Source organism: Sterolibacterium denitrificans, from assembly GCF_900174485.1.
GTDB lineage: Bacteria > Pseudomonadota > Gammaproteobacteria > Burkholderiales > Rhodocyclaceae > Sterolibacterium > Sterolibacterium denitrificans.
In genome coordinates this window covers 586,265-609,653 of sequence record NZ_LT837803.1, presented here as the reverse complement: position 1 = coordinate 609,653, position 23,389 = coordinate 586,265, and the positions used below count along the sequence as shown (strand labels likewise).

Sequence of the window (23,389 nt, the reverse complement as noted above, 5' to 3'; positions counted from 1 at the left end):
TCCGTCCCCCGCTGCAGCGGTATTGCAGAATTTTCCATGGAAGGATGCGGATACGATGAGCACCGAGAACACTCCGGAAGATGCGCAACCGGCAGAAGCGCAGCACACCCGGGGCAATCCGTTCGTCATGTTCCGTGCGGCGCTGCGTATCCGGCTGCAGCAACTGCGGCAGCGCTTCGCCGGCTTTTTCGGAAAGACAACTGACGGCGATACCGATGATGGCACAGGCGGCACCTCGGGCGCCCGCGACCGCGAAGTCGTCAAGGAAATCGTGTACGTATCCGTACCGGCCGATCCGCCGCCACTGGCCCGGACGATTTTCATCGCGCTGTTGATGCTGACCGTCGGCCTGCTGGCCGGCGCCTGGGTCGCCTATAAATTGTTTGCCGCCCGCCTGGACGACCAGGCCGAGCAGATCGATCAGCAGCGCGTCATCCTGATCGATATCGAAAAGGAAAACAGGCGCATGCAGCGTGATCGCGACGAGCTGTTTGAAACCCGGAAAGCACTGACCGACACGCAGAAGGCGCTGTTCGAAACCCAGCGCGACCTGAGCCGGCTATCCTCGTTCGGCAAGACCCGACGCGACGAGCAGATACGGGCCAGCATCAGCGCACGCGCCAACGCTGCCGCATCAAGCACGCCGGGCGAAGCAGCGAATGAAAGCGGAATGCGCGGGACGGCAACCGCCGCCCGCCAGAGCTCAGCCTCGCCTGCCGCTCCTCAACAACCCATGCCCGGCACTTGCAACATCAGCGGCAGCAACCCTCAAGAAGCCCTGTCACGCTGCATCGACAGCCTCAATCAGTGACGCACGCGGCAATCACCGAAGCCGTAACCGAAAGCCGAAGCCAATTGCCGCGTCTCAAACCGCCGCCAGCCACCCCGGGCTGACGGACTTCAGGCCGGCGCGATCCTGGTGTTCGCCCAGCCAGATGGCGAAGCCCAGTTGCTTGTACTGGCTGAGCACCGGCCACGCGCCAATCTCGAAACGCACCGTCCAGCGGCCATTGACATGCTCGGCCGCCACCGTCCAGTCAACCGGCGCTTCCTGACGGATCATCGTCCCCAGACCTTCCGCCTGCATCCGCCACGGCTTTTCACGGTCGGCCTTCCACAGCACCCCTTCGACCGGGTCTTCCTTCGAGCCCATGGTGATCCACTGCGCATTCTCCGTCGCCGGCACCAGCAGGGCGCAGGCATCCAGAAACTTGTCGGTCTCCCGGGCGATGCTCTTCACCGGCGCCGGGCAGGCCCAGGAGAGCGTGATTTGCCAGCCCTGGCCCTTGGCTTCGATGTCCAGGTCGGCCTGGCTCAAGCCCGGTACCGTGCGGTCTTCGTAGGCCTTGGCGATGTAGCCACCCGGCTGGATCGCCGTCGGGGCCGCTATCAAGGTTACTGTCTTCTTCATGGCTTTGTTCTTCCCCGCTCGGTTCAGTGGCGCTCGCCGAAGACTTCGCGTTGCTGCGGCTCCAGCTTGAAGTTGTCGTTCCAGTTGTAGGCGATCAAGAGATCCATCAGTTCGCTCTTTTCCCCGCGCTTCTTTTTGTCACGCTCCGCGTGCAGCAGATTCAGCACGTCCTTGACGCGCGGGCCGAACAGCGATTCCAGGTAGGCCAGCGGGATGCGCGGTTCGCCCGTCGGACGCCCACGATCGTCCATTTTCGACGGGCTCATCGGCGGGACGTAGAAGACGTTCGGCCCCAGGCCCCATTCGCCGTGCAGCGGCAGCGCGACCTGGTATTTTTCGACCAGTTTCCAGATCGGCCCGTCCTGGTCGTCGCGGTAGCCCACGAAGCGCAGGCGGCCCGGACATTGGCGCGCGCAGGCCGGTGCCACGCCTTCTTCGACGCGCGGCGCGCAGAAGATGCATTTGGCCGAGACCTGGCGCACGTGGTCGAAGTACACCTTTTTGTATGGGCAGGCTTCGACGCAGAAGCGGTAGCCGTGGCAGCGATCCTGGTTGACCAGGACGATGCCGTCGTGCTCGCGCTTTTCGATCGCGCCGCGCGGGCAGGCGTCCAGGCAGGCCGGGTGGGTGCAGTGGTTGCACAGCCGCGGCAGGTAGAAGTAGTGGTTGTCCTGCGGGTAGTGGCCCGTGCCTTCGTCTTCGTCAAAGTTCGGGCCCCATTTGACTTCTTCCTTGGGTTTGATCCAGAGTTTGACCGGCTGGCCGGTGGAGGCCAGGACGTCCTTGTGGTTGAAGCTCCAGGAGCGGCCGTAGCCGGTGTCCATGTTGGGAATCTGGCCGCGCTTGACTTCGCCCGTCTCGGTGCGCCCGCCGATCTGCGGGTAGTTCGCCGGGTAGCCTTTCCCGGGCATGGTCTCGACGTTGTTCCAGTAGGTGTAGTCCGTGCCCGGATCCGTGTTCCACATCTTCTTGCAGGCGATGCTGCACGTGTGGCAACCCAGGCATTTGTTCAAATCCAGCACCATCGATACTTGGCGCTGGGTGGGAGTTTGTGTGCTCATCGTTGTCTCCCTGTCATGCTTCGGGTGATGCCGTGGCAGCGGTGGCGGCCTGTACCACGGTTTCCTTGACGACCGGATGGGCGCCAGTGGCCTGCCCGGTCCAGGCGCGGATACCCACGCGCGTGTCCTGCACGGCGCTGCCCGGCTGATAGCGATTCATGGCGTGATTGATCTGGCCATAGCCACCCGCCATCAGCAGCGGATTGACGATGCCGGGAATCAGGAACTTGAAGGATTCGTGATTCGGGAACTGATGCGGTTCCCAGGCGTGGTAGTAGTAGGCCACGCCCGGACGCACCATCGCCGTGACTTTCAGGCGCATGCGGATCGAGCCGTAGTTGTTGTAGATCTCGACATATTCGAAATCCTTGACGCCCAGTTTCTCTGCCTCCGTCGGATTCAGATACACCAGCGGCTCGCCGCGCTGCAGGCGCAGCATCATCGGCGTATCGCGCCAGGTCGAGTGGATCGACCAGCGCGCATGACAGCTGACGAACTGGAAAGGGTAATCGCCGCCGGCCTTGGGACTGTCCTTGTGGGTAGTGAACTGTTCACCGAATTCGATGAACCAGGGGTGGTCGATGAAGCTGGTGATGCGCCCGCTGTAGGTCGGCCAGGGTTCCTTGTGCGTGGTGAAGCGGGTCAGCGTGGTCATCACGCCTTCGCCCTTCCAGTCCGGGTTGTTGATGGCATCCGCCGCCACCGGCTTGCCGGCCGAAGTGAACTTGGCGATGCCGGTTTCCTTCAGGCCTTCGATGGTCATGCCTTCGGTGGCATCACCATGGAGGATTTCCTTCATCACCTTGTCGTCGTCATGCTGGCCCAGGGCACCGTGATTGGTATAGCGCTGGTGCAGGGTCTTGAAATCGTTCGGGCCGCGCCCGCAGCCATCGAGCACCGGCAGATCCTTCTCCTTGGCGTAGTTCTCCATCTCGCGCGTCAACAGCCAGAAGATTTCCCACTCGCCCTTGCTTTCCGCCAGCGGCGGTACCGCCACATCGCAGTAGTGGAGATAGGGGATGTAGGACATGGTGTACTTGATGCCGGACTTTTCATACCAGCCGGCCGCCGGCAGGATGTAGTCGGAATAGGTGCCGGTGAAGGAATACTTGGGGTTGATGTCGACGATGCAGTGCATGTCGTCCCAGATGTGCGCCTTCAGATATTGCGGCAGATTGTTGCGCCTCAGCATGTTGGAGCCGCCGGAAAAGTAAACCTTCACCGGCGCCTTGCGCGGCAGCCCTTGCGACCAGTTCTTCTCACGCGCCTCCTGGTAGTACTCTTCCAGCGAACGCGGCTGCATGCCTTCCTGTTCCTTGACGATGGCCGCCCGGTAGCCCGGCGACTTGAAGTTGGTTTCGACCACGTCACTGCTGCACAACTGTTCCTTGAGGTATTTCATCTCGGTTTCGAGGATGAAATCGCTTTCGGTCTTGCGTTTCTTGACGATCTCCAGCACGTTGGAAAACAGCTCGCCCGGCGTCATCATGCCCATCAGTGTACCCAGGCGCCCGCGCATGCCCTCGCGCTCCATGCGCATGGCGTTGTTGAAGCCTTCCATGTCGACGATGCCCGTGGCTTCATAGCCACAGCCTTTCTTGCCGAATGAGCCTTTCAACATCAGGCAGAGAATTTTTGCCCGGTTCATCAGATCCGAATGGACGAAACGGTTCGAGCCCCATGACGAGAGCACCTTGGGCCGTTCCGCTTTGGCCCAGCCTTCGGCGAAGCGCTTGATCTGCTCGACGTGCAGCTTGGTGACTGCGGCCGTGTGCTCGAAAGTCCACGGCTCCAGATGTTCCTTCAGCAGCGCGCCCACCGGGGCAACCAGCACTTCCTGGCCATTGGCGAGCCGGATCGTCCACTGGCCGTCGATCGGCGGCTCGAAATCCAGCGTCAGCTTGCGCGTGGTGTTGCCGGTGCAGCCGGGCGCGGGGACGGCTGCGTTTTTCTGCGGATGCCACATGTACAACTGATCCGGACTGCCACCGTCCTTGAGGTCTTCCTCGCGCAGGAAACGTCCGCTGTCGATGCGCACCAGCAGCGGCAAATCGGTCTGCTCGCGGATGAAAGGCAGGTCGATGGCGCCGACTTCCAGCAGATGGCGCGCCACCGCCAGACCCAAGGCCGCATCGGTGCCGGTGTGGATCGGCAGCCACTGGTCGGCATGGATCGCCGTGGCCGAATACTGCGGATCGATGACGCACAATTCGGTGCCGTTGTAGCGCGCTTCATAGAGGAAATGCGCATCGGGAATCTGGGTCACCGAGGGATTCATCATCCAGACCACGATGAAGTCGGAAAGAAACCAGTCATCCGACGAACCGCCGATCTGCGCCGCGCCCAGTGCCATGGTGGCGCCGAAGTTGAGGTCGCCGATCTCGCCCCACATGTCGGAAAACAGGCTGCTGGCCTGGTACATGAACTTGAAGCGCCCGGCCGTGCTGGGACCGAAATCGAAATTGGGACCGAGATCCTGGAAGACCGTGTCGGTACCGTACTCCTCGACGGCATCGACGGTCTTGACGGCGATTTCCCTCAGCGCCTGTTCCCAGGAGATTTTTTCCCACTTGCCGGAACCGCGCGGGCCGACACGCTTCAGCGGCACGGTGGTGCGCGACGGCCCGTACATCACTTCCGTATAACACGCGCCCTTCTGGCAGCCGCGCGGATTGAAGTCGGGAACGCCGGGTTCGGAAGCCTCGTAGGTGGCACTCTGTTCCTCGCGGACGACGATGCCATCCTTGACGTAGAGATCCCACTCGCAGGCCGAGCGGCAGTTGGCCCAGCCGTGCGAGCCTTTGGCCACCTTGTCCCAGGTCCAGCGCTGGCGGTAAAGATCCTGCCAGTTACCGAGCTTGGGCGTGGTGCGCGGGCCGAGGTCGAAACGACCGCCCATCGTACCGTGAAAATGCTGCAAAGGCGCCCGATGGCAGCCGAACAGGGCGAGCGTGCCGCCAGCCATGCTGGCCAGACCGGCCTTGATCAGAAACTGCCGCCGGCTAACCGACAGGCCGACCGTGGAACTGGCTGAACTCCGCTCCATGTTGCACTCCCCCGTAGTTGTCTGCACGAGCACGCCCGACGACAGGCTATCTAACACTCGTGTTAATTATCAGCCGCTCATCCTACCGCATTTTATTGTGGCGTGCACGGAGAAGGGGATATGCCACGCCATCGCAAAGCACATGGCGTGAGGAGAAAGGGAGCCGCTTTCAATCAGCCCCGGCGCTCGACTGGATGCTCGAGGTTTCTGCGCCGGACCGCCAAGCTCAACCCGCCACCGGCATCAGGCGGATGGCTTCCTGCAGATGCTCGCGGAACAGGGCCAGCATTTGCGCCAGCTCCGGGTTGGCTGAAGCGTTCAACTGATCCTGTGCCAGATCGAGCCAGGGCAGAAAATAGGTTTTCGACAGGTGAGCGATGATCACCGGCTCTTCCTGTTCGACGGCCATGGCGAAGATTTCGCAGGCCGGACCGAGCTGATCGGGGGACAGGCGGGCATGCCCCCAGCTCAGGCCCAGATGGTCGGCGGCACGCATGAAATCCTCACGCGCACCAGCGCCATCGATGTTCATCAGGGCATGGATCATCGCCGGGATCGGCGGCTGCGGAATACCGACCTGGAACGTGTTCCAGTAATTGATGTGAACGGCATCGAAGTCGCCGGGCAAATCCAGCGCTTCCCAGGCGGCAGCGCGCAGATCATCCTCGGTGAGCGTGCTCCACAACGCGCTCCAGGCGAGGAAGTTGAGGGTCTGCGGGCGCAACTGCTCGGCGATATCCGCCAAGGCTGCCGGCGTGAGATCTCCTTCCGGCTGCGGGATGGGCAGTTCTTCGGTCATGACAGAGCCTCCAGGTGGACTGCGCAAGAATGACTCAAACCGCCGCCAACCACCCCGGGCTGACGGACTTCAGACCGGCACGATCCTGCCGTTCGCCCAGCCAGATGGCGAAGCCCAGTTGCTTGTACTGGCTGAGCACCGGCCACGCGCCAATCTCGAAACGCACCGTCCAGCGGCCATTGGCATGCTCGGCCGCCACCGTCCAGTCAACCGGCGCTTCCTGACGGATCATCGTCCCCAGACCTTCCGCCTGCATCCGCCACGGCTTTTCACGGTCGGCCTTCCACAGCACCCCTTCGACCGGGTCTTCCTTCGAGCCCATGGTGATCCACTGCGCATTCTCCGTCGCCGGCACCAGCAGGGCGCAGGCATCCAGAAACTTGTCGGTCTCCCGGGCGATGCTCTTCACCGGCGCCGGGCAGGCCCAGGAGAGCGTGATTTGCCAGCCCTGGCCCTTGGCTTCGATGTCCAGGTCGGCCTGGCTCAAGCCCGGTACCGTGCGGTCTTCGTAGGCCTTGGCGATGTAGCCACCCGGCTGGATCGCCGTCGGGGCCGCTATCAAGGTTACTGTCTTCTTCATGGCTTTGTTCTTCCCCGCTCGGTTCAGTGGCGCTCGCCGAAGACTTCGCGTTGCTGCGGCTCCAGCTTGAAGTTGTCGTTCCAGTTGTAGGCGATCAAGAGATCCATCAGTTCGCTCTTTTCCCCGCGCTTCTTTTTGTCACGCTCCGCGTGCAGCAGATTCAGCACGTCCTTGACGCGCGGGCCGAACAGCGATTCCAGGTAGGCCAGCGGGATGCGCGGTTCGCCCGTCGGACGCCCACGATCGTCCATTTTCGACGGGCTCATCGGCGGGACGTAGAAGACGTTCGGCCCCAGGCCCCATTCGCCGTGCAGCGGCAGCGCGACCTGGTATTTTTCGACCAGTTTCCAGATCGGCCCGTCCTGGTCGTCGCGGTAGCCCACGAAGCGCAGGCGGCCCGGACATTGGCGCGCGCAGGCCGGTGCCACGCCTTCTTCGACGCGCGGCGCGCAGAAGATGCATTTGGCCGAGACCTGGCGCACGTGGTCGAAGTACACCTTTTTGTACGGGCAGGCTTCGACGCAGAAGCGGTAGCCGTGGCAGCGATCCTGGTTGACCAGGACGATGCCGTCGTGCTCGCGCTTTTCGATCGCGCCGCGCGGGCAGGCGTCCAGGCAGGCCGGGTGGGTGCAGTGGTTGCACAGCCGCGGCAGGTAGAAGTAGTGGTTGTCCTGCGGGTAGTGGCCCGTGCCTTCGTCTTCGTCGAAGTTCGGGCCCCATTTGACTTCTTCCTTGGGCTTGATCCAGAGCTTGACCGGCTGCCCGGTGGAGGCCAGGACGTCCTTGTGGTTGAAGCTCCAGGCGCGGCCGTAGCCGGTGTCCATGTTGGGGATCTGGCCGCGCTTGACTTCGCCCGTCTCGGTGCGCCCGCCGATCTGCGGGTAGTTCGCCGGGTAGCCCTTCCCGGGCATGGTTTCGACGTTGTTCCAGTAGGTGTAGTCCGTGCCCGGATCCGTGTTCCACATCTTCTTGCAGGCGATGCTGCACGTGTGGCAGCCCAGGCATTTGTTCAAATCCAGCACCATCGATACTTGGCGTTGGGTGGGAGTTTGTGTGCTCATTTCGTGTTCTTCCTGTTCGTCTCAGTACCCGAAACTCAAATGGCCTGGTTGGCGCGCTCGGCGATGGCAGCCTCTTCAGCCGTCACCACCACGGGTTTGACGCCGGTGGCTTGACCCGTCCAGGGCTTGATGCCGATGCGCGTGTCCTGCACGGCGCTGCCCGGCTGGAAGCGGTTGAGCGCATGGTTGATGTGCCCGTAGCCGCCAGCATAGTGCAAGGGCTGCACGATACCGGGGATCAGGTTCTTGTAGGACTCGTGATTCGGGAACTGATGCGGTTCCCAGGCGTGGTAGTAGTAGGCCACGCCCGGACGCACCATCGCCGTGACTTTCAGGCGCATGCGGATCGAGCCGTAGTTGTTGTAGATCTCGACGTATTCGAAATCCTTGACGCCGATCTTCGCGGCATCGGTGGGATTCAGATACACCAGCGGCTCGCCGCGCTGCAGACGCAGCATCATCGGCGTATCGCGCCAGGTCGAGTGAATCGACCAGCGCGCGTGGCAGCTGACGAAGATGAACGGATAGTCGCCGCCGGCCTTGGGGCTGTCCTTGTGGGTGGCGAACTGTTCGTGCCCTTCGATGAACCAGGGGTGATCGATGAAGCTGGAAATGCGGCCGCTGTAGGTCGGCCAGGGTTCCTTGTGCACCGTGAAGCGGGTCAGCGTGGTGAGCACGCCTTCGCCCTTCCAGTCCGGATTGTTGAGTGCGGTGGCCTGGACGTTCTTGCCGGTGGCGGTGTACTTGGCGATGCCGGTCTGGCGCAGGCCTTCGACGGTCATGCCCTTGGTCGATTCGGAACGCAGGATTTCCTCGGTGACCTTGTCCTGATCATGCTGCCCCAGGTCGCCCTGGTTGGTGTAGCGCTGGTGGATGGTCTTCATGTCGATCGTGCCACGCCCGCAGCCATCCAGGATCGGCTGGTTCTTTTCCTTGGCGTAGTTCTCCATTTCACGCGTCAGCAACCAGTAGATTTCCCATTCGCCCTTGCTTTCCGCCAGCGGCGGCACGGCCGCATCGCAATAGTGCAGGTAAGGGATGTAGGACATGGTGTACTTGATGCCGGTCTTCTCGTACCAGCCGGCCGCCGGCAGGATGTAGTCGGCCTGGGTGCCGGTGTAGGAATACTTGGGATTGACGTCGACGATGCAATCCATCTGATCCCAGATATGCGCCTTCAGGTATTGCGGCAGGTTGTTGCGACGCAGGAGGTTGGAGCCGCCGCTGAAGAAGATTTTCGGCGTGTTCTTGCGCGGCAGGCCAGGTGCCCAGCCTTTCTCGTGCGCCTCGTCGTAGTAGTCGGACAGCTCGCGCGGATAAAGCCCTTCCTGTTCCTTGCTGAGAGCGGCGCGGTAGCCTTCCGATTTCAGGTTCACTTCGACCACGTCGCTGGTACACAATTTGTTGCGCAGGTAGTTGTTCTCGCCTTCCAGCGCGACGTCGTTTTCGGTCTTGCGCTTCTTGATGATGTCGACGATGGCGTTGAACAGTTCCTTGGGCGGCATGGCATTGAGCATCACCGCCAGGCGGCCGGTCATGCCGCTTTTTTCCATCTGCATGGCATTGCCGAAGCCGTCCAGATCCACCCAGCCGGTCGCCTGATAGCCTGCGCCTTTCTTGCCCAGGGCACCCTTCAGCATCAGCAGCAGCATCTTGGTGCGGTTCATCAGGTCGGAATGGACATAGCGGTTCGAGCCCCACGACGACAGCACCATCGGCCGCTCGGCCTTGGCCCAGCCTTCGGCGAATTTCCGGATCTGGTCGATGTGCAGATGGGTGACCTGGGCCGCATGCTCGAAGGTCCACGGATCGAGGTGTTCCTTCAGCATCGCGCCAACCGGCACCACCACCACTTCCTCGCCATTGGCCAGCTTGATTTTCCATTGACCGTCGATGGGCGGCTCGAAGTCGAGCTTGAGGCTGCGCGTGGTGTTCTTCAGACAGCCGGGCGCGGGGACGGCCGCGTTTTTCTGCGGATGCCACATGTAGAGCTGGTCTTCATCACCGCCGGCCTTGAGATCCGACTCGCGCAGGAAGCGGCCGGTATCCAGGCGGGCCAGCAGCGGCAGGTCGGTCTGCTCGCGGATATAAGGCAGATCGATGGCGCCCGTGTCCAGCAGGTAGCGGGCGACGGCCAGGCCCAGCGCCGCATCGGTGCCGGATTCAAGCGGCAGCCACTGATCGGCATGGATCGCCGTGGCCGAGTACTGCGGATCGATGACGCACAGTTCGGTACCGTTGTAGCGCGCCTCGTAGAGGAAGTGCGCATCGGGAATCTGGGTCACCGAAGGATTCATCATCCAGACCACGATGAAGTCGGAAAGAAACCATTCATCGGCGGAACCGCCCAGGTGAGCGGCGCCGACGGTGATCGAAGCGCCGACGTTGAGGTCGCCGATTTCCGCCCAGTTGTCGGCAAAGATGCCGCCGGCCATGAACTGGAACTTGAAACGCCCGGCCGTACTGGCGCCGAAGTCGAAGTTGGGGCCGAGATCCTGATAGATCGTGTCGGTACCCCATTTTTCGGCGGCATCGACGGTCTTGACGGCAATTTCCCTCAGCGCCTGTTCCCAGGAGATTTTTTCCCACTTGCCGGAACCGCGCGGGCCGACGCGCTTCAGCGGCACGGTGGTGCGCGACGGCCCGTACATCACTTCCGTATAACACGCGCCCTTCTGGCAGCCGCGCGGATTGAAGTCGGGAATGCCCGGTTCCGAAGCCTCGTAGGTGGCGGATTGCTCCTCGCGCACCACCACGCCGTCCTTGACGTAGAGATCCCACTCGCAGGCCGAGCGGCAGTTGGCCCAGCCGTGCGAGCCTTTGGCCACCTTGTCCCAGGTCCAGCGCTGGCGGTAAAGATCCTGCCAGTTACCGAGCTTGGGCGTGGTGCGCGGACCGAGGTCGAAACGACCGCTGGCCGTGGTTCCCTTGAAGTGCTGCAGCGGCGCCCGGCTGCAGCCGAACAGGCCGACTGCGGCGCCGGCCGCGCTGGCCATCCCGGCCATGACGAGAAACTTGCGCCGGCTGGCCGAAACGAGATTGGATGTTGCGAGTATGCCCATGAATCACCCCTGCGGATAACTTGCCGAAACTTGGCGTCAGAAACCAGATCCCGTCCCGCATCCTGTGATGCTGCGCAGCCGACTCGACCGAGTCAGCAGGTCGCTCCTGCCGACCGTACCGACGGAACCTGTGATTATGCGTAAACCAGGGCGGATTGTACAAGCCTGCCCTCCCGGGCGCCCCCTGCGGATCAGCACCTTTGCCTAATTTGGGCAACCCCCGTCCGATACGGGTCCGAGCCCGCTCCAAGTCAGCGCTTGCGTGCCCGTGGATGGGCCGCGTCATAGACTTTGGCCAAGTGTTGATAATCCAGATGCGTATACACCTGCGTGGTGGCGATGCTGGCATGACCGAGCATTTCCTGTACCGCGCGCAGGTCGCCGGAGGATTGCAGTACATGCGAGGCAAAGGAGTGACGCAGCATGTGCGGATGCAGCCGGATGCCGCTGCCCTGCGCCCAGCGTGCCAGGCGCTGCTCGATGCTGCGTGGCGCCAGGCGCGTGCCGCGCAGGCTGACGAACAACGCCGGCTCGCCGGCCGCCGCCAGCTCATGACGCCGTGCCAGCCAGGACTGCAGCGCCGCGCGCGCCTGGCGGCCAAGCGGCACGATCCGCGACTTGCCGCGCTTGCCGGTGACGCCGACTTCGCCGGCTACCAGATCCAGACCACCGTTGCAGTCGAGAGCGGCCAGTTCGGCCAAGCGCAGGCCGGAGGAATAAAAGAGTTCGAGAATGGCATGATCGCGCAACCGCAGCAGGGCCGCATGCCGTCCTTCATCCGCCGCATCTTCCGCACCTCCCACGTCACGCTCCAGCAACGCTGCCCCTTGTTCGACTGAAAGCGCCTTGGGCAGCGCCTGACGCTTCTTCGGCGAGCGGACGCCATCGCAAGGATTGACGCGCAGCCCGGCGGCAGTCCCGGCTTCCGGCGATGCGTTGCGCGCCAGCCAGCGATAAAAGCTGCGCCAGGCGGACAATCTGCGCGCGATGGAGCGTGGCGCATTGCCGGCGGCATGCAGTTGCATGGCGCAGCGGCGGATCCCATGGCTATCCAACCCGCGCAGCGCGGCTGCCGAATTCGCGCCGCTCAGGCGCAGCAGCGCGGCAAGATCACGGCGATAGGCATCGAGTGTATGGCGGCTGGCCTGCCGTTCGTGCGCCTGGGCGGCAAGAAAGGCGTCGATCAGGCTGTGCGCATCGCCGCCCGTCCGGCTCATGCCTGCGCCGGTTCAAGCGTCCGCAGCACGGCAGCGGCCGCGCAATCGCCGATGCGCGCAAGAAACAGCGTGCCCATTTCCGGATAGAAGCGCTGCGCTTCCTCGCTGCCCAGCATCAGCAGACCGATGGTATCCGCGCCGCGCCGCAGCGGCACCAGGGCGGTCGAGCGCACCCCGCTGGCAAGCCAGGAGAGCGCCTCCAGACCGGCGCTCGAACCGCAATAGGGATGCTTGAGTCCGGTGGCAAAGCGTTTGGTATCCTCGTCGGCCGGCGAGAAGTCGGCCAGCGAGTCAAGCCCGCCGACCTCCCACAGACGCAGCGCGACATGCGGCACATCGAAAGCGCCGCCCAGATGCTCATGGAGAATGCGGACGACGGCGGGAAAGCTCTCCGCCGCAATCAGCGCCAGCGTCATCCGGTGCAGCTTTTCGGAAATGACGTCATTCTCCTCGCCGAAGCGGATCAGCTCGGCAAGCTTGGCTTCCAATTGCTTGTTGCGGTCGCGCAGGGCGCCGAGCTGTCGCTCGGTGATCGAGACGGCGCGGCCATTGTGCGGATCGTTGATGACGATCTGCGCCAGCAGGTCGGCATACAGATTGAAGAAATCGGGATGCGCCTTGAGATAGGCGGCGACATCATTGGCATCGAGTTCAATCTTCATGATTCGTGCGCTGCGCAAAGTACGGGGAATGGTGGATGCTAACCGATCCGGCCGCCGCGGCTATGCGCGATTAGGCCGTCAATCCCGCTTCTTTTCGTAATGGCCGGACTCGCCGGGCGGGCGGGTCTTGAAGCGCTTGTGCAGCCAGAAATACTGCTCCGGCAGCTTGAGCACCTCGTTTTCAATATAGGCATTCATGCGCCGGGTATCCGCCTCGATGCTCTCGCCGGGGAAATCCGTCCAGGGCGCCTGGATTTCCACCACGTAGCCCCGTCCGCCAGGCAGCATGCGCGTGATCACCGGCAGCACCACGGCCTTGCCCATGCGCGCCAGGCGCGACAGCCCGGTGATGGTTGCCGCCGGCACGCCGAAGAAAGGCACGAAAATGGTATCGCGCTCACCGTAATCCATATCGGGCAGGTAATAGAACGGCATGCCGGAGCGCATCGCGCGCAATGCCGGACGGGTGCCCTGCTGGCGCGACAGCAACTGTGAATTGCCGAAGCGCAAACGGCCCCGATACAGCGCGGCATTGAACAGCAGATTCTTCTGGTTGGCATAGATGCTGACCATGTCGCGCTCCAGCGTCAGGCGCGTCCAGCCCATGTCCAGGCCGACGAAATGCGGCACCAGCAGGATCACCGGACGGCCCGACTGCGCATCGAGATGCTGCATGCCTTCGACACGAACGATGCGCCGCAGGCGTGCCGGCGAGGCCCACCAGAGCAGGCCGCGCTCGATGAAACTGCGGCCGAAGACGGCGAAATGGCGGCGCACCAGCGTGTTGCGCTCGGCCTCGCTCAATTGCGGAAAGCACAGACGCAGGTTGGTCAGCGCAATGCGGCGGCGCTTGCCGACCAGCCAGTACAGCAGCAGACCCAGTCCGCGGCCAAGCGTGGCCTGCAGCGGCAGGGGCAGGAAATGCAGCAGCCACATCAGAACCAGGGCGAGGCGGGTCATCATGCGCCGGCTCCGGCATCCGCCCCCGGCGGCAAGGCGCCGGCCGGCGCCTTGTAGCGGTTGTAGCTCCAGAGATATTGCTCCGGATAGGTTTCGATGAGGCTTTCCAGCGCCGCGTTGAATTGCGCGACGCGCGCTTCCAGGGTTTCGGCCAGCGGGGCGCCGAGCGGTTGCACCACCACGTGATAGCCGGCGCCATAGGCCAGCCGTTCGGCATGGATGAGCAGCACCGTGACGTCATCACTCTCGGCGAGGCGCGCCGCCAGCGTCATGGTATAGGCCGGCTTGCCGAAGAACGGCGCCCAGATGCCTTCGCCGCGACCGGGCACCTGGTCGGGCAGCATGCCGACGGCCTCTTTCCTGCGCAGCGCCTTCATCAGGCTGCGCACGCCGCCCAGATCCGCCGGCGCCAGCTTGAGATGCGTGCCGCGCCCCTTTTCCATCAGCGGCTGCAGCCAGGCCAGCTTGGGCGGCCGGTAGAGCACGGTGATCGGCCGGAACGAACCGTAGTATTGCGCGGTGATCTCGAAGCAGCCCAGATGAGGCGTCAGCAACAGGATGCCGCGCTCCTCGCGCCAGGCCGCTTCAATCAGCTCCCAGCCCGTGACGCGCATGACCTGGCCAATCACCTGCGCCTGCGGGCGCAACCAGATGTAAGGCAACTCCAGCAATCCCTTGCCGGCTTCGGCAATGGCGGCGGCGCGCGCAGCCACCGCCCAGGGGCCGGCCTGCGCGGTGTTCTCGCGCAGATGGCGCCGGTAGGTCGGCGAGGCCAGATAGACGATCCAGCCGAGCAGGGCGCCGAGGTTGTGCAGAATCGATAGCGGCAGACGGGATAGCAGACTGAACAGGAATGACATTGCTGAAGGATGCGCAGGCGGAAACCTGCGGTTTGACCGTGAAAGGCAAAAGAGGATAGCATTATCGCTTCCGCCGAGTTAATCAGGACAACTTGCAGGGCGGAGATTCCGCGAACTTCCGTGAGCGGACGGACAAAATACTGCTAAAGCGTCGCCTGGTCTCCCCCCGGAACCTGCAGCGAGCCGCATGTCGTCATGCTGAATCCGGGGAGTTCAATCAGGAGACGCACGCAACATGTCGCAAGACTATCTTTTCTCATCGGAATCGGTTTCCGAAGGCCACCCCGACAAAGTCGCCGACCAGATTTCCGATGCCGTCCTCGACGCCATTCTTGCCGAAGACACCCTGGGCCGGGTTGCCTGCGAAACGCTGGTATCGACCGGCTTGATCGTCATTTCCGGCGAGATCACCACCGCCGCCCACATCAATTACATGGAAATTGCCCGCGATGTGGTGCGCCGCATCGGTTACGACAATTCCGAAATCGGTTTCGACTACAAGTCCTGCGCCGTGCTCACTGCGCTCAATCGCCAGTCGCCCGACATCGCCCAGGGCGTCAATGAAGGCGAGGGGCTGGATCTCGACCAGGGCGCCGGCGACCAGGGTCTGATGTTCGGCTATGCCTGCAACGAGACGCCCAGCCTGATGCCGCTGCCCATCTACTATGCTCACCGCATCATGCAGCGCCAGGCCGAGGTGCGCAAGGACGGGCGCTTCCCCGGCCTGCGTCCCGATGCCAAGAGCCAGCTCAGCGTGCGCTATGTCGATGGCAAGCCGGTCGCCATCGACACCGTGGTGGTCTCCACCCAGCACGATCCCGGCATCACGCATGAGCACCTGTCGGAAGCCGTCATCGAGGAAATCGTCAAGCCCGTGCTGCCGCAGGAATTGCTGAACGGCAATACCCGCTACCTGATCAATCCGACCGGCCGCTTCGTCGTCGGCGGACCGCACGGCGACTGCGGCCTGACCGGGCGCAAGATCATCGTCGATACCTACGGCGGCGCGGCGCGTCACGGCGGCGGCGCCTTCTCCGGCAAGGATCCGTCCAAGGTCGACCGCTCGGCCGCCTACGCCGGCCGCTACGTGGCGAAGAACATCGTCGCCGCCGGCCTGGCCGAACGCTGCGAAGTCCAGATTGCCTACGCCATCGGCGTGGCCAAGCCGGTTTCGCTGATGGTCAACACCTTTGGCAGCGGCAGGATCAGCGATGAAAAGATCGTCGAACTGATCCGCGCCCATTTCGACCTGCGCCCCAAGGGCATCATCCAGGCGCTCGACCTGCTGCGTCCGATCTACAGCAAGACGGCGGCCTACGGCCACTTCGGCCGCGACGAACCGGAATTCACCTGGGAAGCGACCGACAAGGCCGCCGCCCTGAAGGCCGACGCCGGACTTTGACGCGCTGAAGGCGATCCGCACATGCTGCTCAAGGACAAAGTCGTCATCATCTCCGGCATCGGTCCGGGGCTGGGTATCAAGCTGGCCGTCGAAGCGGCGCGCGAAGGCGCGCGGGCCGTGGTCTGCGCCGCGCGCACGCCGGAAAAACTCGATGCGACGGAAGCGGCGATTCACGCACTGGGCGCGACGGCAGCGGATTGCACGGTGCTCAAAGTGCCGACGGACATCAACGATGCGGCCCAGTGCGCACAGCTGGTGGAAGAAACCGTGCGCCGCTGCGGGCGCATCGATGTACTCATCAACAGCGCTTACGAGCACGGCAGTTTCGACCCGGTGGCGCAGAGCGACCTCGACGGCTGGCAGCGGATTTTCAACACCAACGTCGTCGGCACGCTGCGCCTGACGCAGGCCGTCGTCGCGCAGATGAAACGCAACGACGGCGGCGCCATCGTCATGATCAACACCATGGCGACACGCAAACCCTATCCGGGTGAAGGCGCTTATGCCGCGTCCAAGGCCGCGCAGGAAACCGCCGCGCGCTATCTTGCCCAGGAGGTCGGACGCCACGGCATCCGCGTGAACAGCATCTTCATGGGCTGGATGTGGGGCGTGCCGGTGCAGCAAGCCATCCGCATGCTGGCGCAACACCAAAAGCGCAGCGAAGCCGCAGTGCTGTCGGACATCGAGGCCAACATCCCGCTGGGCAAGATGGTCACCGACGACGACTGCGCCCGCGCGGCGCTGATGCTGGCCTCGGATTACGCCCGCGCCATCACCGGCGCCTGCCTCGATGCCAATGGTGGCGAATACATGCGTTGATGCGTTGATATGTTGATGCCTCGATGCTCACCCGCGCCGACGGTCCGCATCGGATGACGCCAAGAACCCGGAACGATGACGCCTATCTGGGATAGGATGCGGAATCATGTTCGAGATCCAGATTTTTGCCCTCACGTTGCTGCCTTTGCTGGCAGCTTCGCTGATCGTATTACTGGTCAACTGGCGCATCCACAAAAACATGCGCGGCCCGGCCCACTGGGCAGCCGGGGCGGTGAGCCGCATGCTCGGCATCGGCATGATCGCCATCGGCGATCCCCTGCCGGTGATGCTGGTCAATGTGGTCGGTTATTTTCTCGTCGTGCTGGGCGACTTTCTGGCGGTACACGGACTCAGCCAATTCGCCGGACGACCGCCCCTCCGGCGCACCTCCCTGATCACCCTGACACTGGTTCTGGCCGGCCTGGGCTATTTCGCCCAGACCATGCCCGACACCTATATCGGTATCATCATTCTGGTTGCCGGCCATGTGGTGGCCATTCTGTTGCTGGTTCTGCTGCAACTGCACATCGCCCGCCAGGAAGGCCTCAGCGGGATTCTGGTGCTGGCGCTTTCCTCGTTCTGGGAAATTTTTCTCGGGCCGGCACTGCTGCTGGTGATCTACCTCGCCTCGAAGGATGTCGAAATCGAAGCCGTGCTGGGCTGGATGAGTTGGGTGCAGCCGATGGCCGCGATGGCCATGATCGGCATCCTGCAAACCTTCGGTTTCATGCTGCTGGCCGCCAATCGCACCCGGCGCGAATTGCGCGACATGGCCTTGCTCGATACGCTGACCGGCATCCCGAACCGGCGCGCCTTCGACGCCGCCATGCGCCGCGCCGTCGAAGCCACCCGGCGCAACAACACGCGGCTGGGGCTGGCCGTCATCGACATCGATTTCTTCAAACGGGTCAATGACACCTGCGGCCACACGGTCGGCGATGCGCTGCTGCGGCATGTCGCCGCAACGATTTCATCGACCCTGCGCGACAGCGATTTCTTCGCCCGCGTCGGTGGCGAGGAATTCGCCCTGATCGTCGAGGACACCACGTCGGAGGCGCTGGTCGAAGTTGCCGAGCGCTTCCGGCTGGCGGTCGAGACCCACGCCCTGACGCGCGCCAACGGAACGGCGCTGCACTGCACCCTGTCGGCCGGTCTGGCACTGTCCTCTCCAGGCCATGTCGATGCCACGCGGCTCTACACCCTGGCCGACCAGGCGCTCTACCAGGCCAAGCGCAACGGCCGCAACCGCATCGAACTGGCCTGAAAATCAAACCGCAGTATCGTTGTCGCGGTTGGGGCGCATGCGCCAGGCAGTGAAGGCCGCCAGACTGAAAATGACGGTGGAGATCAGGAAAGCCTCGGCGAAAACATGGGCATGGCTTTCCATGCTGCTGCCGCCCAGCTCGATGCTGCGCCAGGCGATATACACGGCGACCGCGGCCACGCCCAGCACGCCGCCCAGCTGGCGCACATAACCGATGAACATCGCCGACTGGGCCAGCAGCGGGCCATGCAATCCCTGCATCGCCGCCTGATTCAGCGAAGCGATGATCAGACCCGAGCCCACGCGACCGAGGAGGGTCAGTTCGATGAAAAAGTCGTACGCGCCCCGTGCCGCCACCAGCGCCATGCCGGCGAATGACAAGGCCAGCATGATCAGGCCGCCGAGCACGACGAAACGCGGCGAGGTGCGATCGGCCAGCCAGCCGGCCAGCGGCAGACTGAGCGCCAGACCGATCCCGCCGGGCACCAGGATCGCCCCGGCATGCGTGGCGCTGAGGCCCATGATGGTCTGCAGATACAGCGGGATCAGATAGGTCGAACCATAGATGCCGAAGCCGTAGATGCTCGAAATGGCCAGCCCCATCACCAGCGTCGGCCGGCGGAAGATTTCGATGCCGACCAGCGCGCGCGGACTGTGTTTGGCGTGATACAGAAAACCGGCCAGGGTGCCGATCGCCAGCAGCAACTCGCCATAAAGCAGGAGATCGCCCTCGCCGCTGCCCTGGAAATGGGTGATGGTGCCAAGGAAAGCCAGCGTCATCGTGGACAGCAGCAGCATGCCGCTCCAGTCGAAATCCTGATGCCGCGCGGCATCGTGCACCGGCATGTGGCGCCAGCCCCCGAAAAGGGCGATCAGACAGAATGGGATGCTGATGTAGAACACGGCCTCCCAGCCGTAGTGATCGATGATCACGCCGCCCAGGGCGGGTGAAACGGCCGGCGCGAGGACGATGGAAAACCCCAGCAGCCCGGAGGCCCGTCCCTGCCGGGAGGGCGGAAACAACGACATGACGGCAAACGTGCCGAGCGGATAGAGGATGCCGGCACAAATGCCCTGCACGCTGCGCGCCAGCAGCAGCAGGTTGAAACTCGGACTGAAACTGCCGGCCAGGCTGGACACCGTCAACAAGGCCACCGCGCCCAGGAAGGAGGCGCGCAGGCCGAACCGCTGGATCAGCCAGGGCGTGGGCAACATGGCGATGGTGCTGGTCACCATGAACGTGGTGACGGCCAGTTGGACCTCATCGTTGCCGACATGGAAATGCTGCATCAAGGCCGGCACGGCAACGTTGAAACTGGTGCTGAGGATGACCGCGCCGATGGTGCCAAGCGCGATCACCGCCATCACATACCATTTGTGACGTTCGCTGTCGGTTTGCGGCGGGCCAGGCGGAGGAGTGACTGTCTGCGACATGGAACGAGCAGTATAGCGGCTGGCCGGCATGCTTAGTCTTGTCGGACGATTGCGGCTGCGGCAAATTGCGCGATGCTAAGCCGTTCCATCACTCAATCACTTCAACGGGGTCAGCTCATGAAAGAAGCCGTCATCGTCAGCACTGCGCGCACCGCCATCGGCAAGGCCTATCGTGGCGCCTTCAACGACACCGAGGCGCCGGCCCTGGGCGGCCATGTGATCCGCGCGGCCGTCGAGCGCGCCAGGATCGATCCGGCCGAAGTCGAGGACGTGATCCTGGGCATCGCTGCCCAGCAAGGCACTCAGGGCTATACCGTCGGCCGCCTGGCCGGCTACGTCGCCGGCCTGCCGCGCGAAGTGCCGGGCATGGCGCTGGATCGCATGTGCTCCTCGGGCATGATCGCCATCGCCGATGCGGCCAAGACCATCATCTGCGGCGAGGCCGACGTGCTGGTGGCCGGCGGCCTGGAGACCATTTCACTGGTGCAGAACAAGTACAAGAACGCCCACCGCTCGGTGTCGAAGGCGGCCGTCGCCGCCGAGCCGGCGGCCTACATCCCGATGATCGAAACCGCCGAGATCGTCTCCGAACGCTACGACATCTCGCGCGCCGCCCAGGATGAATACGCCCTGCAAAGCCAACAGCGTTACGCCGCCGCGGCCGCGGCCGGCAAGTTCGGCGACGAAATCGTGCCGATGACGGTGGAAAAGCAGCTTTTCGACAAGGAGGGCAATCCCACCGAAAAGCAGAGCGTGACCCTGGACAAGGACGAAGGCGCGCGCGCAGACACCACGCTGGAAAGCCTGAGCAGCCTGAAAACGGTGTGGAAGGATGGCAAGTGGGTCAAGGAAGGCCGCTACATCACCGCCGGCAATGCCTCGCAACTCTCCGACGGCGCATCGGTATCCGTCCTGATGAGCCGCGACATGGCGCGCGAACGCGGCCTGCAGCCGCTGGGCGCCTATCGCGGCCTCGCCGTGGTCGGCTGCAAGCCGGACGAAATGGGCATCGGCCCGGTGTTCGCCATTCCGAAGCTGCTGCAGCGCCACAATCTGAAAGTCTCCGACATCGGCATCTGGGAAATCAACGAAGCCTTCGCCTGCCAAGTGGTGTATTGCCGCGATCAACTGGGCATTCCCAACGACCGCCTGAACGTGAATGGCGGCGCGATTGCCATCGGCCACCCCTTCGGCATGTCGGGCGCGCGCCTGGTGGCCACGGCGCTGCTCGAAGCGCGGCGGCGCGGCGAGCGCTATGCGGTCGTCTCGATGTGCATCGGCGGCGGCATGGGCGCGGCCGGACTGTTCGAGGTCATTTGATATCTGAAATCTGAAATATCCCGCGCCGTTGCCTGACACACCATCGGGCAACGGCGCTCAACCCGCGCTCAACCCATCTTGAGCCGCTGCTCCAGATACGCCAGAAAATCCTCCAGCCGGCCGTTGCTGGCAAAGACCCGGCGCATGCCGACGGTAATTTCGTAGTTGCCCTGCAGCCCGGCAACCATGAGGAAAACATTGTCCAGTTGCGGCAGGACGTACAGGGTCGTGGCCGCGAACCCGCCGCCGCTGAACTGGCTCTTCTTGTACGAGCCCAACATCGACAGCACGGCGGTTTCAAAAAACCTGCCGCTGCGATAACTCTTCTCGGTGACGCCCAGCATGCCATCCAGCCAGGCGAACGGCAGATGGCGCAGCAGCTCGAACATCCTGTGGAAATTCAGGTCGGCATTGTCGTCATGCAAGACCCGCAAGCGTTCCTTGATGTCTTCGACGTCCAGATCGGCGCCGGCCGGCAAGTCGAAATACAGCGTGTTGACGAAGTTCGCCGTTGCCAGCAACTTCGGCGCATGCCGACGCAGATTGGACGGCATGACAATCCGCGCGATTTTGTCGCTGTGCCGATGGGCATATTCCCCGAGCAGCGCAACCAAACGCGGCAACAGATTGGGCTGCGGCCCCTCGATGCTGATGCGGCGCCAGATGCCGCCGCGCTCATCGCCCTGTGCCCCGCCCGTCATGTGGGCAAGCTGCGCCCTGGGCGGCCAGGTGACCGGCCGCGATGCGCTGAGCATCAGTTCCGTATCCGTAAAGCCTGCATTGCTGCCAAGCAGGGGGTCGCCGCGCAGGGCGCGGAAAGTCTCCTGCATGAAATGAATGACGCCGACGCCGTCCATCGCCGCATGCGAGACGCGGAAGATCAGCTTCATCTCGCCGGCCTGCGGATGGGCGCGAACGGCGATGACTTCCGCCACCTGGCCGGCTTCCAGCGCCAGCCGCCCGGCAAACAGCGCCTCGGCGCCTGCGCTGCAGCGGCCGTCCCAGGCGCAGTCGTCGACCACGCGCAGTTGCGGCGGCGGGCCGTCGCTGACCCAGCGCGCGCGCCGGCGCTTGCCGAGCAAACGCAGGCGCGTCCCCGGATTCACCGCCGCGACCCGATCGAGCGCCGCCTGCCAGGCGGCCGGATCCACCGTGCCGCAGCCCTCCAGCACGACGACCGCCTCACGCGCTCGCAGATGCGACTGCGGATGATGACCGACGGCTGCGTGGCAATACTCCGACACGCTCAGCGGCCGGTCGATGCCGACCAATGGCGCAAGCGCAGGCAGCGCCGCCAGAGCGACGGTGCTGCGGACAGGCGTGGTGGCGGTCATGCGGGAAATATACACGAGCGAGGAAACGACCCGCCGCGCCCAGCGTGGCATCGTGGCCCCGCACTCAGCGGCGGCTGGCCGCCCTTTCGTACAGGGGCATCACCTGCGGCAGATGCTGTTCGATTTCGCGGATGCGATTCGGCCCCGAAGGGTGGGTCGACAACCACTGCGGCGGCGCGCCGCGGCTGGCCGCATCCATCTTCTGCCACAACGTGATGCCGGCACGCGGATCGAAACCGGCGCGGGCGGCAAGGTCCAGGCCAACGAGGTCGGCATCGCTTTCATCGTCACGCGAAAAGCGCAGATTGAGCAGATCGCCGCCGACGCGGAAAGCGCCGGCAAACTTGCCCTGCCCGATGAGCTGGCCGAGCAGGTCGGCGCCGAGGCTGGTCAAGCCGCTCTTGGCCGTCTGGGCACGCGCATGCTCGCGCAGGGCGTGGGCGATTTCATGGCCCATGACCATGGCCACCTCGTCATCGCTCAGTTGCAGCTCATCGAGCAGGCCGCTGAAGAAGGCGATCTTGCCGCCCGGCATGCAGAAGGCATTGGCCTGCTTCGAGCCGATCAGATTGATTTCCCACTGCCATTGCGCCGCGCGCGGGTTGTATTGCGCGGCCAGCGGCGTCATGCGCGCGGCAATCGCCCGCAAACGCAGCAACTGGGGATGATTGTCCGGCGCCAGGGCGCGCTTGCTGGCGGCCTCCTGCTTGAGCTTCGCATATTCGGTGCTGGCCTGGCGCTCCAGACTTTCTGCCGGCACCAGTTGCCGCAACTTCGACGGCTTGCCGATCTGGATGCCGTCATTGGCCTGTACATGGGAGATGACCTCCGTTCCGCTGCCGCAGGAAAGGAGCAGGACGCCGGCGCTGGCCAGCGAATAACGGCGGAAGAGCCTGGACAGGACGTTTCGCATGGCGAGCAAGGGCAGACGGTTGGTTCTCGGTTCGGTTCTGTCCTGTTTTCGTGGCTTCGTGGCACGATTTCGACAGATGGGCAAAAACAAACGAATGCCGAAAATTATATCCCGCCGACCGAAGACGGGTGCTTGCAGACAACCGGAGGAATCCCCAAAAATGAGGAATCAGTCCTGAGAAACA

19 protein-coding genes are annotated in these 23,389 nt (G+C 63.6%); 5 read left to right on the top strand and 14 right to left on the bottom strand.

Annotation, left to right across the window (positions count from 1 at the left end):
• The first annotated feature begins 55 nt into the window (after nucleotides 1–55).
• Complete coding sequence (locus SDENCHOL_RS02680; RefSeq protein WP_154715933.1) at nucleotides 56–811, top strand: hypothetical protein; 756 nt, start codon at nucleotides 56–58, stop codon at nucleotides 809–811.
• Between the two features lie 54 nt (nucleotides 812–865).
• Here SDENCHOL_RS02680 and SDENCHOL_RS02675 read toward each other — a convergent pair whose 3' ends face one another.
• The 11 genes from SDENCHOL_RS02675 to SDENCHOL_RS02625 all read right to left on the bottom strand — a co-directional run bounded on the left by SDENCHOL_RS02675 (nucleotide 866) and on the right by SDENCHOL_RS02625 (nucleotide 14,719).
• Complete coding sequence (locus tag SDENCHOL_RS02675) at nucleotides 866–1,411, bottom strand: hypothetical protein (protein WP_154715932.1); 546 nt, start codon at nucleotides 1,409–1,411, stop codon at nucleotides 866–868.
• Between the two features lie 23 nt (nucleotides 1,412–1,434).
• A complete protein-coding gene (locus tag SDENCHOL_RS02670; RefSeq protein ID WP_154715931.1) occupies nucleotides 1,435–2,472 on the bottom strand; it encodes a 4Fe-4S dicluster domain-containing protein in 1,038 nt (345 codons plus the stop codon).
• A 13-nt stretch (nucleotides 2,473–2,485) separates the two neighbouring features.
• Nucleotides 2,486–5,518: a molybdopterin-dependent oxidoreductase gene (locus SDENCHOL_RS02665; RefSeq protein ID WP_154715930.1), complete on the bottom strand. Its 3,033-nt coding sequence runs from the start codon at nucleotides 5,516–5,518 to the stop codon at nucleotides 2,486–2,488.
• Nucleotides 5,519–5,744: 226 nt separating this feature from the next.
• Nucleotides 5,745–6,317 (bottom strand): hypothetical protein, encoded by a 573-nt coding sequence (locus SDENCHOL_RS02660; RefSeq protein WP_154715929.1) that lies wholly within the window; start codon nucleotides 6,315–6,317, stop codon nucleotides 5,745–5,747.
• A 34-nt stretch (nucleotides 6,318–6,351) separates the two neighbouring features.
• On the bottom strand, nucleotides 6,352–6,897 hold the full coding sequence (locus tag SDENCHOL_RS02655) for a hypothetical protein (protein WP_154715928.1): 546 nt from the start codon (nucleotides 6,895–6,897) through the stop codon (nucleotides 6,352–6,354).
• Nucleotides 6,898–6,920: 23 nt separating this feature from the next.
• Nucleotides 6,921–7,958 carry a 4Fe-4S dicluster domain-containing protein gene (locus SDENCHOL_RS02650; RefSeq protein ID WP_154715927.1) on the bottom strand — a complete coding sequence of 346 codons (1,038 nt, stop codon included), beginning with the start codon at nucleotides 7,956–7,958 and terminating at the stop codon, nucleotides 6,921–6,923.
• A gap of 35 nt (nucleotides 7,959–7,993) precedes the next feature.
• The gene (locus SDENCHOL_RS02645; RefSeq protein ID WP_154715926.1) at nucleotides 7,994–11,020 is read right to left on the bottom strand and encodes a molybdopterin-dependent oxidoreductase; all 3,027 of its coding nucleotides are present in this window, start codon (nucleotides 11,018–11,020) and stop codon (nucleotides 7,994–7,996) included.
• 251 nt (nucleotides 11,021–11,271) lie between these two features.
• Nucleotides 11,272–12,237 (bottom strand): tyrosine recombinase XerC, encoded by a 966-nt coding sequence (locus SDENCHOL_RS02640; protein WP_154715925.1) that lies wholly within the window; start codon nucleotides 12,235–12,237, stop codon nucleotides 11,272–11,274.
• Entirely contained in the window at nucleotides 12,234–12,899 is a 666-nt protein-coding gene (locus SDENCHOL_RS02635; RefSeq protein ID WP_154715924.1) for a DUF484 family protein, read from the bottom strand. Before SDENCHOL_RS02635 ends, SDENCHOL_RS02640 begins: the two co-directional genes overlap by 4 nt.
• Nucleotides 12,900–12,977: 78 nt before the next feature.
• Entirely contained in the window at nucleotides 12,978–13,862 is an 885-nt protein-coding gene (locus SDENCHOL_RS02630) for a lipid A biosynthesis acyltransferase (protein ID WP_231912892.1), read from the bottom strand.
• Entirely contained in the window at nucleotides 13,859–14,719 is an 861-nt protein-coding gene (locus tag SDENCHOL_RS02625) for a lysophospholipid acyltransferase family protein (RefSeq protein ID WP_154715923.1), read from the bottom strand. The genes SDENCHOL_RS02630 and SDENCHOL_RS02625 overlap by 4 nt, the downstream gene beginning before the upstream one ends.
• Before the next feature lie 235 nt (nucleotides 14,720–14,954).
• Here SDENCHOL_RS02625 and metK point away from each other — a divergent pair, with 235 nt between their 5' ends.
• The 3 genes from metK (at nucleotide 14,955) to SDENCHOL_RS02610 (ending at nucleotide 18,204) form a co-directional block, all read left to right on the top strand.
• The gene (gene metK / locus SDENCHOL_RS02620; RefSeq protein WP_154715922.1) at nucleotides 14,955–16,121 is read left to right on the top strand and encodes a methionine adenosyltransferase; all 1,167 of its coding nucleotides are present in this window, start codon (nucleotides 14,955–14,957) and stop codon (nucleotides 16,119–16,121) included.
• Nucleotides 16,122–16,142: 21 nt separating this feature from the next.
• Nucleotides 16,143–16,940 (top strand): SDR family oxidoreductase, encoded by a 798-nt coding sequence (locus SDENCHOL_RS02615; RefSeq protein ID WP_154715921.1) that lies wholly within the window; start codon nucleotides 16,143–16,145, stop codon nucleotides 16,938–16,940.
• Nucleotides 16,941–17,046: 106 nt separating this feature from the next.
• Nucleotides 17,047–18,204: a GGDEF domain-containing protein gene (locus tag SDENCHOL_RS02610; protein WP_154715920.1), complete on the top strand. Its 1,158-nt coding sequence runs from the start codon at nucleotides 17,047–17,049 to the stop codon at nucleotides 18,202–18,204.
• Nucleotides 18,205–18,207: 3 nt separating this feature from the next.
• On the opposite strand, the gene SDENCHOL_RS02605 is transcribed toward SDENCHOL_RS02610, so the two are convergent.
• Nucleotides 18,208–19,638, bottom strand: coding sequence for a DHA2 family efflux MFS transporter permease subunit (locus tag SDENCHOL_RS02605; protein ID WP_172954976.1), 1,431 nt, complete (start codon nucleotides 19,636–19,638; stop codon nucleotides 18,208–18,210).
• Between the two features lie 117 nt (nucleotides 19,639–19,755).
• On the opposite strand from SDENCHOL_RS02605, the gene SDENCHOL_RS02600 reads away from it, so the two are divergent.
• Nucleotides 19,756–20,958, top strand: coding sequence for an acetyl-CoA C-acyltransferase (locus SDENCHOL_RS02600; protein ID WP_154715918.1), 1,203 nt, complete (start codon nucleotides 19,756–19,758; stop codon nucleotides 20,956–20,958).
• A 68-nt stretch (nucleotides 20,959–21,026) separates the two neighbouring features.
• On the opposite strand, the gene SDENCHOL_RS02595 is transcribed toward SDENCHOL_RS02600, so the two are convergent.
• A complete protein-coding gene (locus SDENCHOL_RS02595; RefSeq protein WP_154715917.1) occupies nucleotides 21,027–22,343 on the bottom strand; it encodes a hypothetical protein in 1,317 nt (438 codons plus the stop codon).
• Nucleotides 22,344–22,356: 13 nt separating this feature from the next.
• The gene (locus tag SDENCHOL_RS02590) at nucleotides 22,357–23,205 is read right to left on the bottom strand and encodes a M48 family metallopeptidase (RefSeq protein ID WP_154715916.1); all 849 of its coding nucleotides are present in this window, start codon (nucleotides 23,203–23,205) and stop codon (nucleotides 22,357–22,359) included.
• Nucleotides 23,206–23,389: the final 184 nt, after the last annotated feature.

What these genes read in the sequence shown, in the direction of transcription:
- SDENCHOL_RS02680 (WP_154715933.1), top strand. Translation starts at nt 56, where the DNA reads ATGAGCACCGAGAACACTCCGGAAGATGCGCAACCGGCAGAAGCGCAG.
- SDENCHOL_RS02675 (WP_154715932.1), bottom strand. Translation starts at nt 1,411, where the DNA reads ATGAAGAAGACAGTAACCTTGATAGCGGCCCCGACGGCGATCCAGCCG.
- SDENCHOL_RS02670 (WP_154715931.1), bottom strand. Translation starts at nt 2,472, where the DNA reads ATGAGCACACAAACTCCCACCCAGCGCCAAGTATCGATGGTGCTGGAT.
- SDENCHOL_RS02665 (WP_154715930.1), bottom strand. Translation starts at nt 5,518, where the DNA reads ATGGAGCGGAGTTCAGCCAGTTCCACGGTCGGCCTGTCGGTTAGCCGG.
- SDENCHOL_RS02660 (WP_154715929.1), bottom strand. Translation starts at nt 6,317, where the DNA reads ATGACCGAAGAACTGCCCATCCCGCAGCCGGAAGGAGATCTCACGCCG.
- SDENCHOL_RS02655 (WP_154715928.1), bottom strand. Translation starts at nt 6,897, where the DNA reads ATGAAGAAGACAGTAACCTTGATAGCGGCCCCGACGGCGATCCAGCCG.
- SDENCHOL_RS02650 (WP_154715927.1), bottom strand. Translation starts at nt 7,958, where the DNA reads ATGAGCACACAAACTCCCACCCAACGCCAAGTATCGATGGTGCTGGAT.
- SDENCHOL_RS02645 (WP_154715926.1), bottom strand. Translation starts at nt 11,020, where the DNA reads ATGGGCATACTCGCAACATCCAATCTCGTTTCGGCCAGCCGGCGCAAG.
- SDENCHOL_RS02640 (WP_154715925.1), bottom strand. Translation starts at nt 12,237, where the DNA reads ATGAGCCGGACGGGCGGCGATGCGCACAGCCTGATCGACGCCTTTCTT.
- SDENCHOL_RS02635 (WP_154715924.1), bottom strand. Translation starts at nt 12,899, where the DNA reads ATGAAGATTGAACTCGATGCCAATGATGTCGCCGCCTATCTCAAGGCG.
- SDENCHOL_RS02630 (WP_231912892.1), bottom strand. Translation starts at nt 13,862, where the DNA reads ATGATGACCCGCCTCGCCCTGGTTCTGATGTGGCTGCTGCATTTCCTG.
- SDENCHOL_RS02625 (WP_154715923.1), bottom strand. Translation starts at nt 14,719, where the DNA reads ATGTCATTCCTGTTCAGTCTGCTATCCCGTCTGCCGCTATCGATTCTG.
- metK (WP_154715922.1), top strand. Translation starts at nt 14,955, where the DNA reads ATGTCGCAAGACTATCTTTTCTCATCGGAATCGGTTTCCGAAGGCCAC.
- SDENCHOL_RS02615 (WP_154715921.1), top strand. Translation starts at nt 16,143, where the DNA reads ATGCTGCTCAAGGACAAAGTCGTCATCATCTCCGGCATCGGTCCGGGG.
- SDENCHOL_RS02610 (WP_154715920.1), top strand. Translation starts at nt 17,047, where the DNA reads ATGTTCGAGATCCAGATTTTTGCCCTCACGTTGCTGCCTTTGCTGGCA.
- SDENCHOL_RS02605 (WP_172954976.1), bottom strand. Translation starts at nt 19,638, where the DNA reads ATGTCGCAGACAGTCACTCCTCCGCCTGGCCCGCCGCAAACCGACAGC.
- SDENCHOL_RS02600 (WP_154715918.1), top strand. Translation starts at nt 19,756, where the DNA reads ATGAAAGAAGCCGTCATCGTCAGCACTGCGCGCACCGCCATCGGCAAG.
- SDENCHOL_RS02595 (WP_154715917.1), bottom strand. Translation starts at nt 22,343, where the DNA reads ATGCCACGCTGGGCGCGGCGGGTCGTTTCCTCGCTCGTGTATATTTCC.
- SDENCHOL_RS02590 (WP_154715916.1), bottom strand. Translation starts at nt 23,205, where the DNA reads ATGCGAAACGTCCTGTCCAGGCTCTTCCGCCGTTATTCGCTGGCCAGC.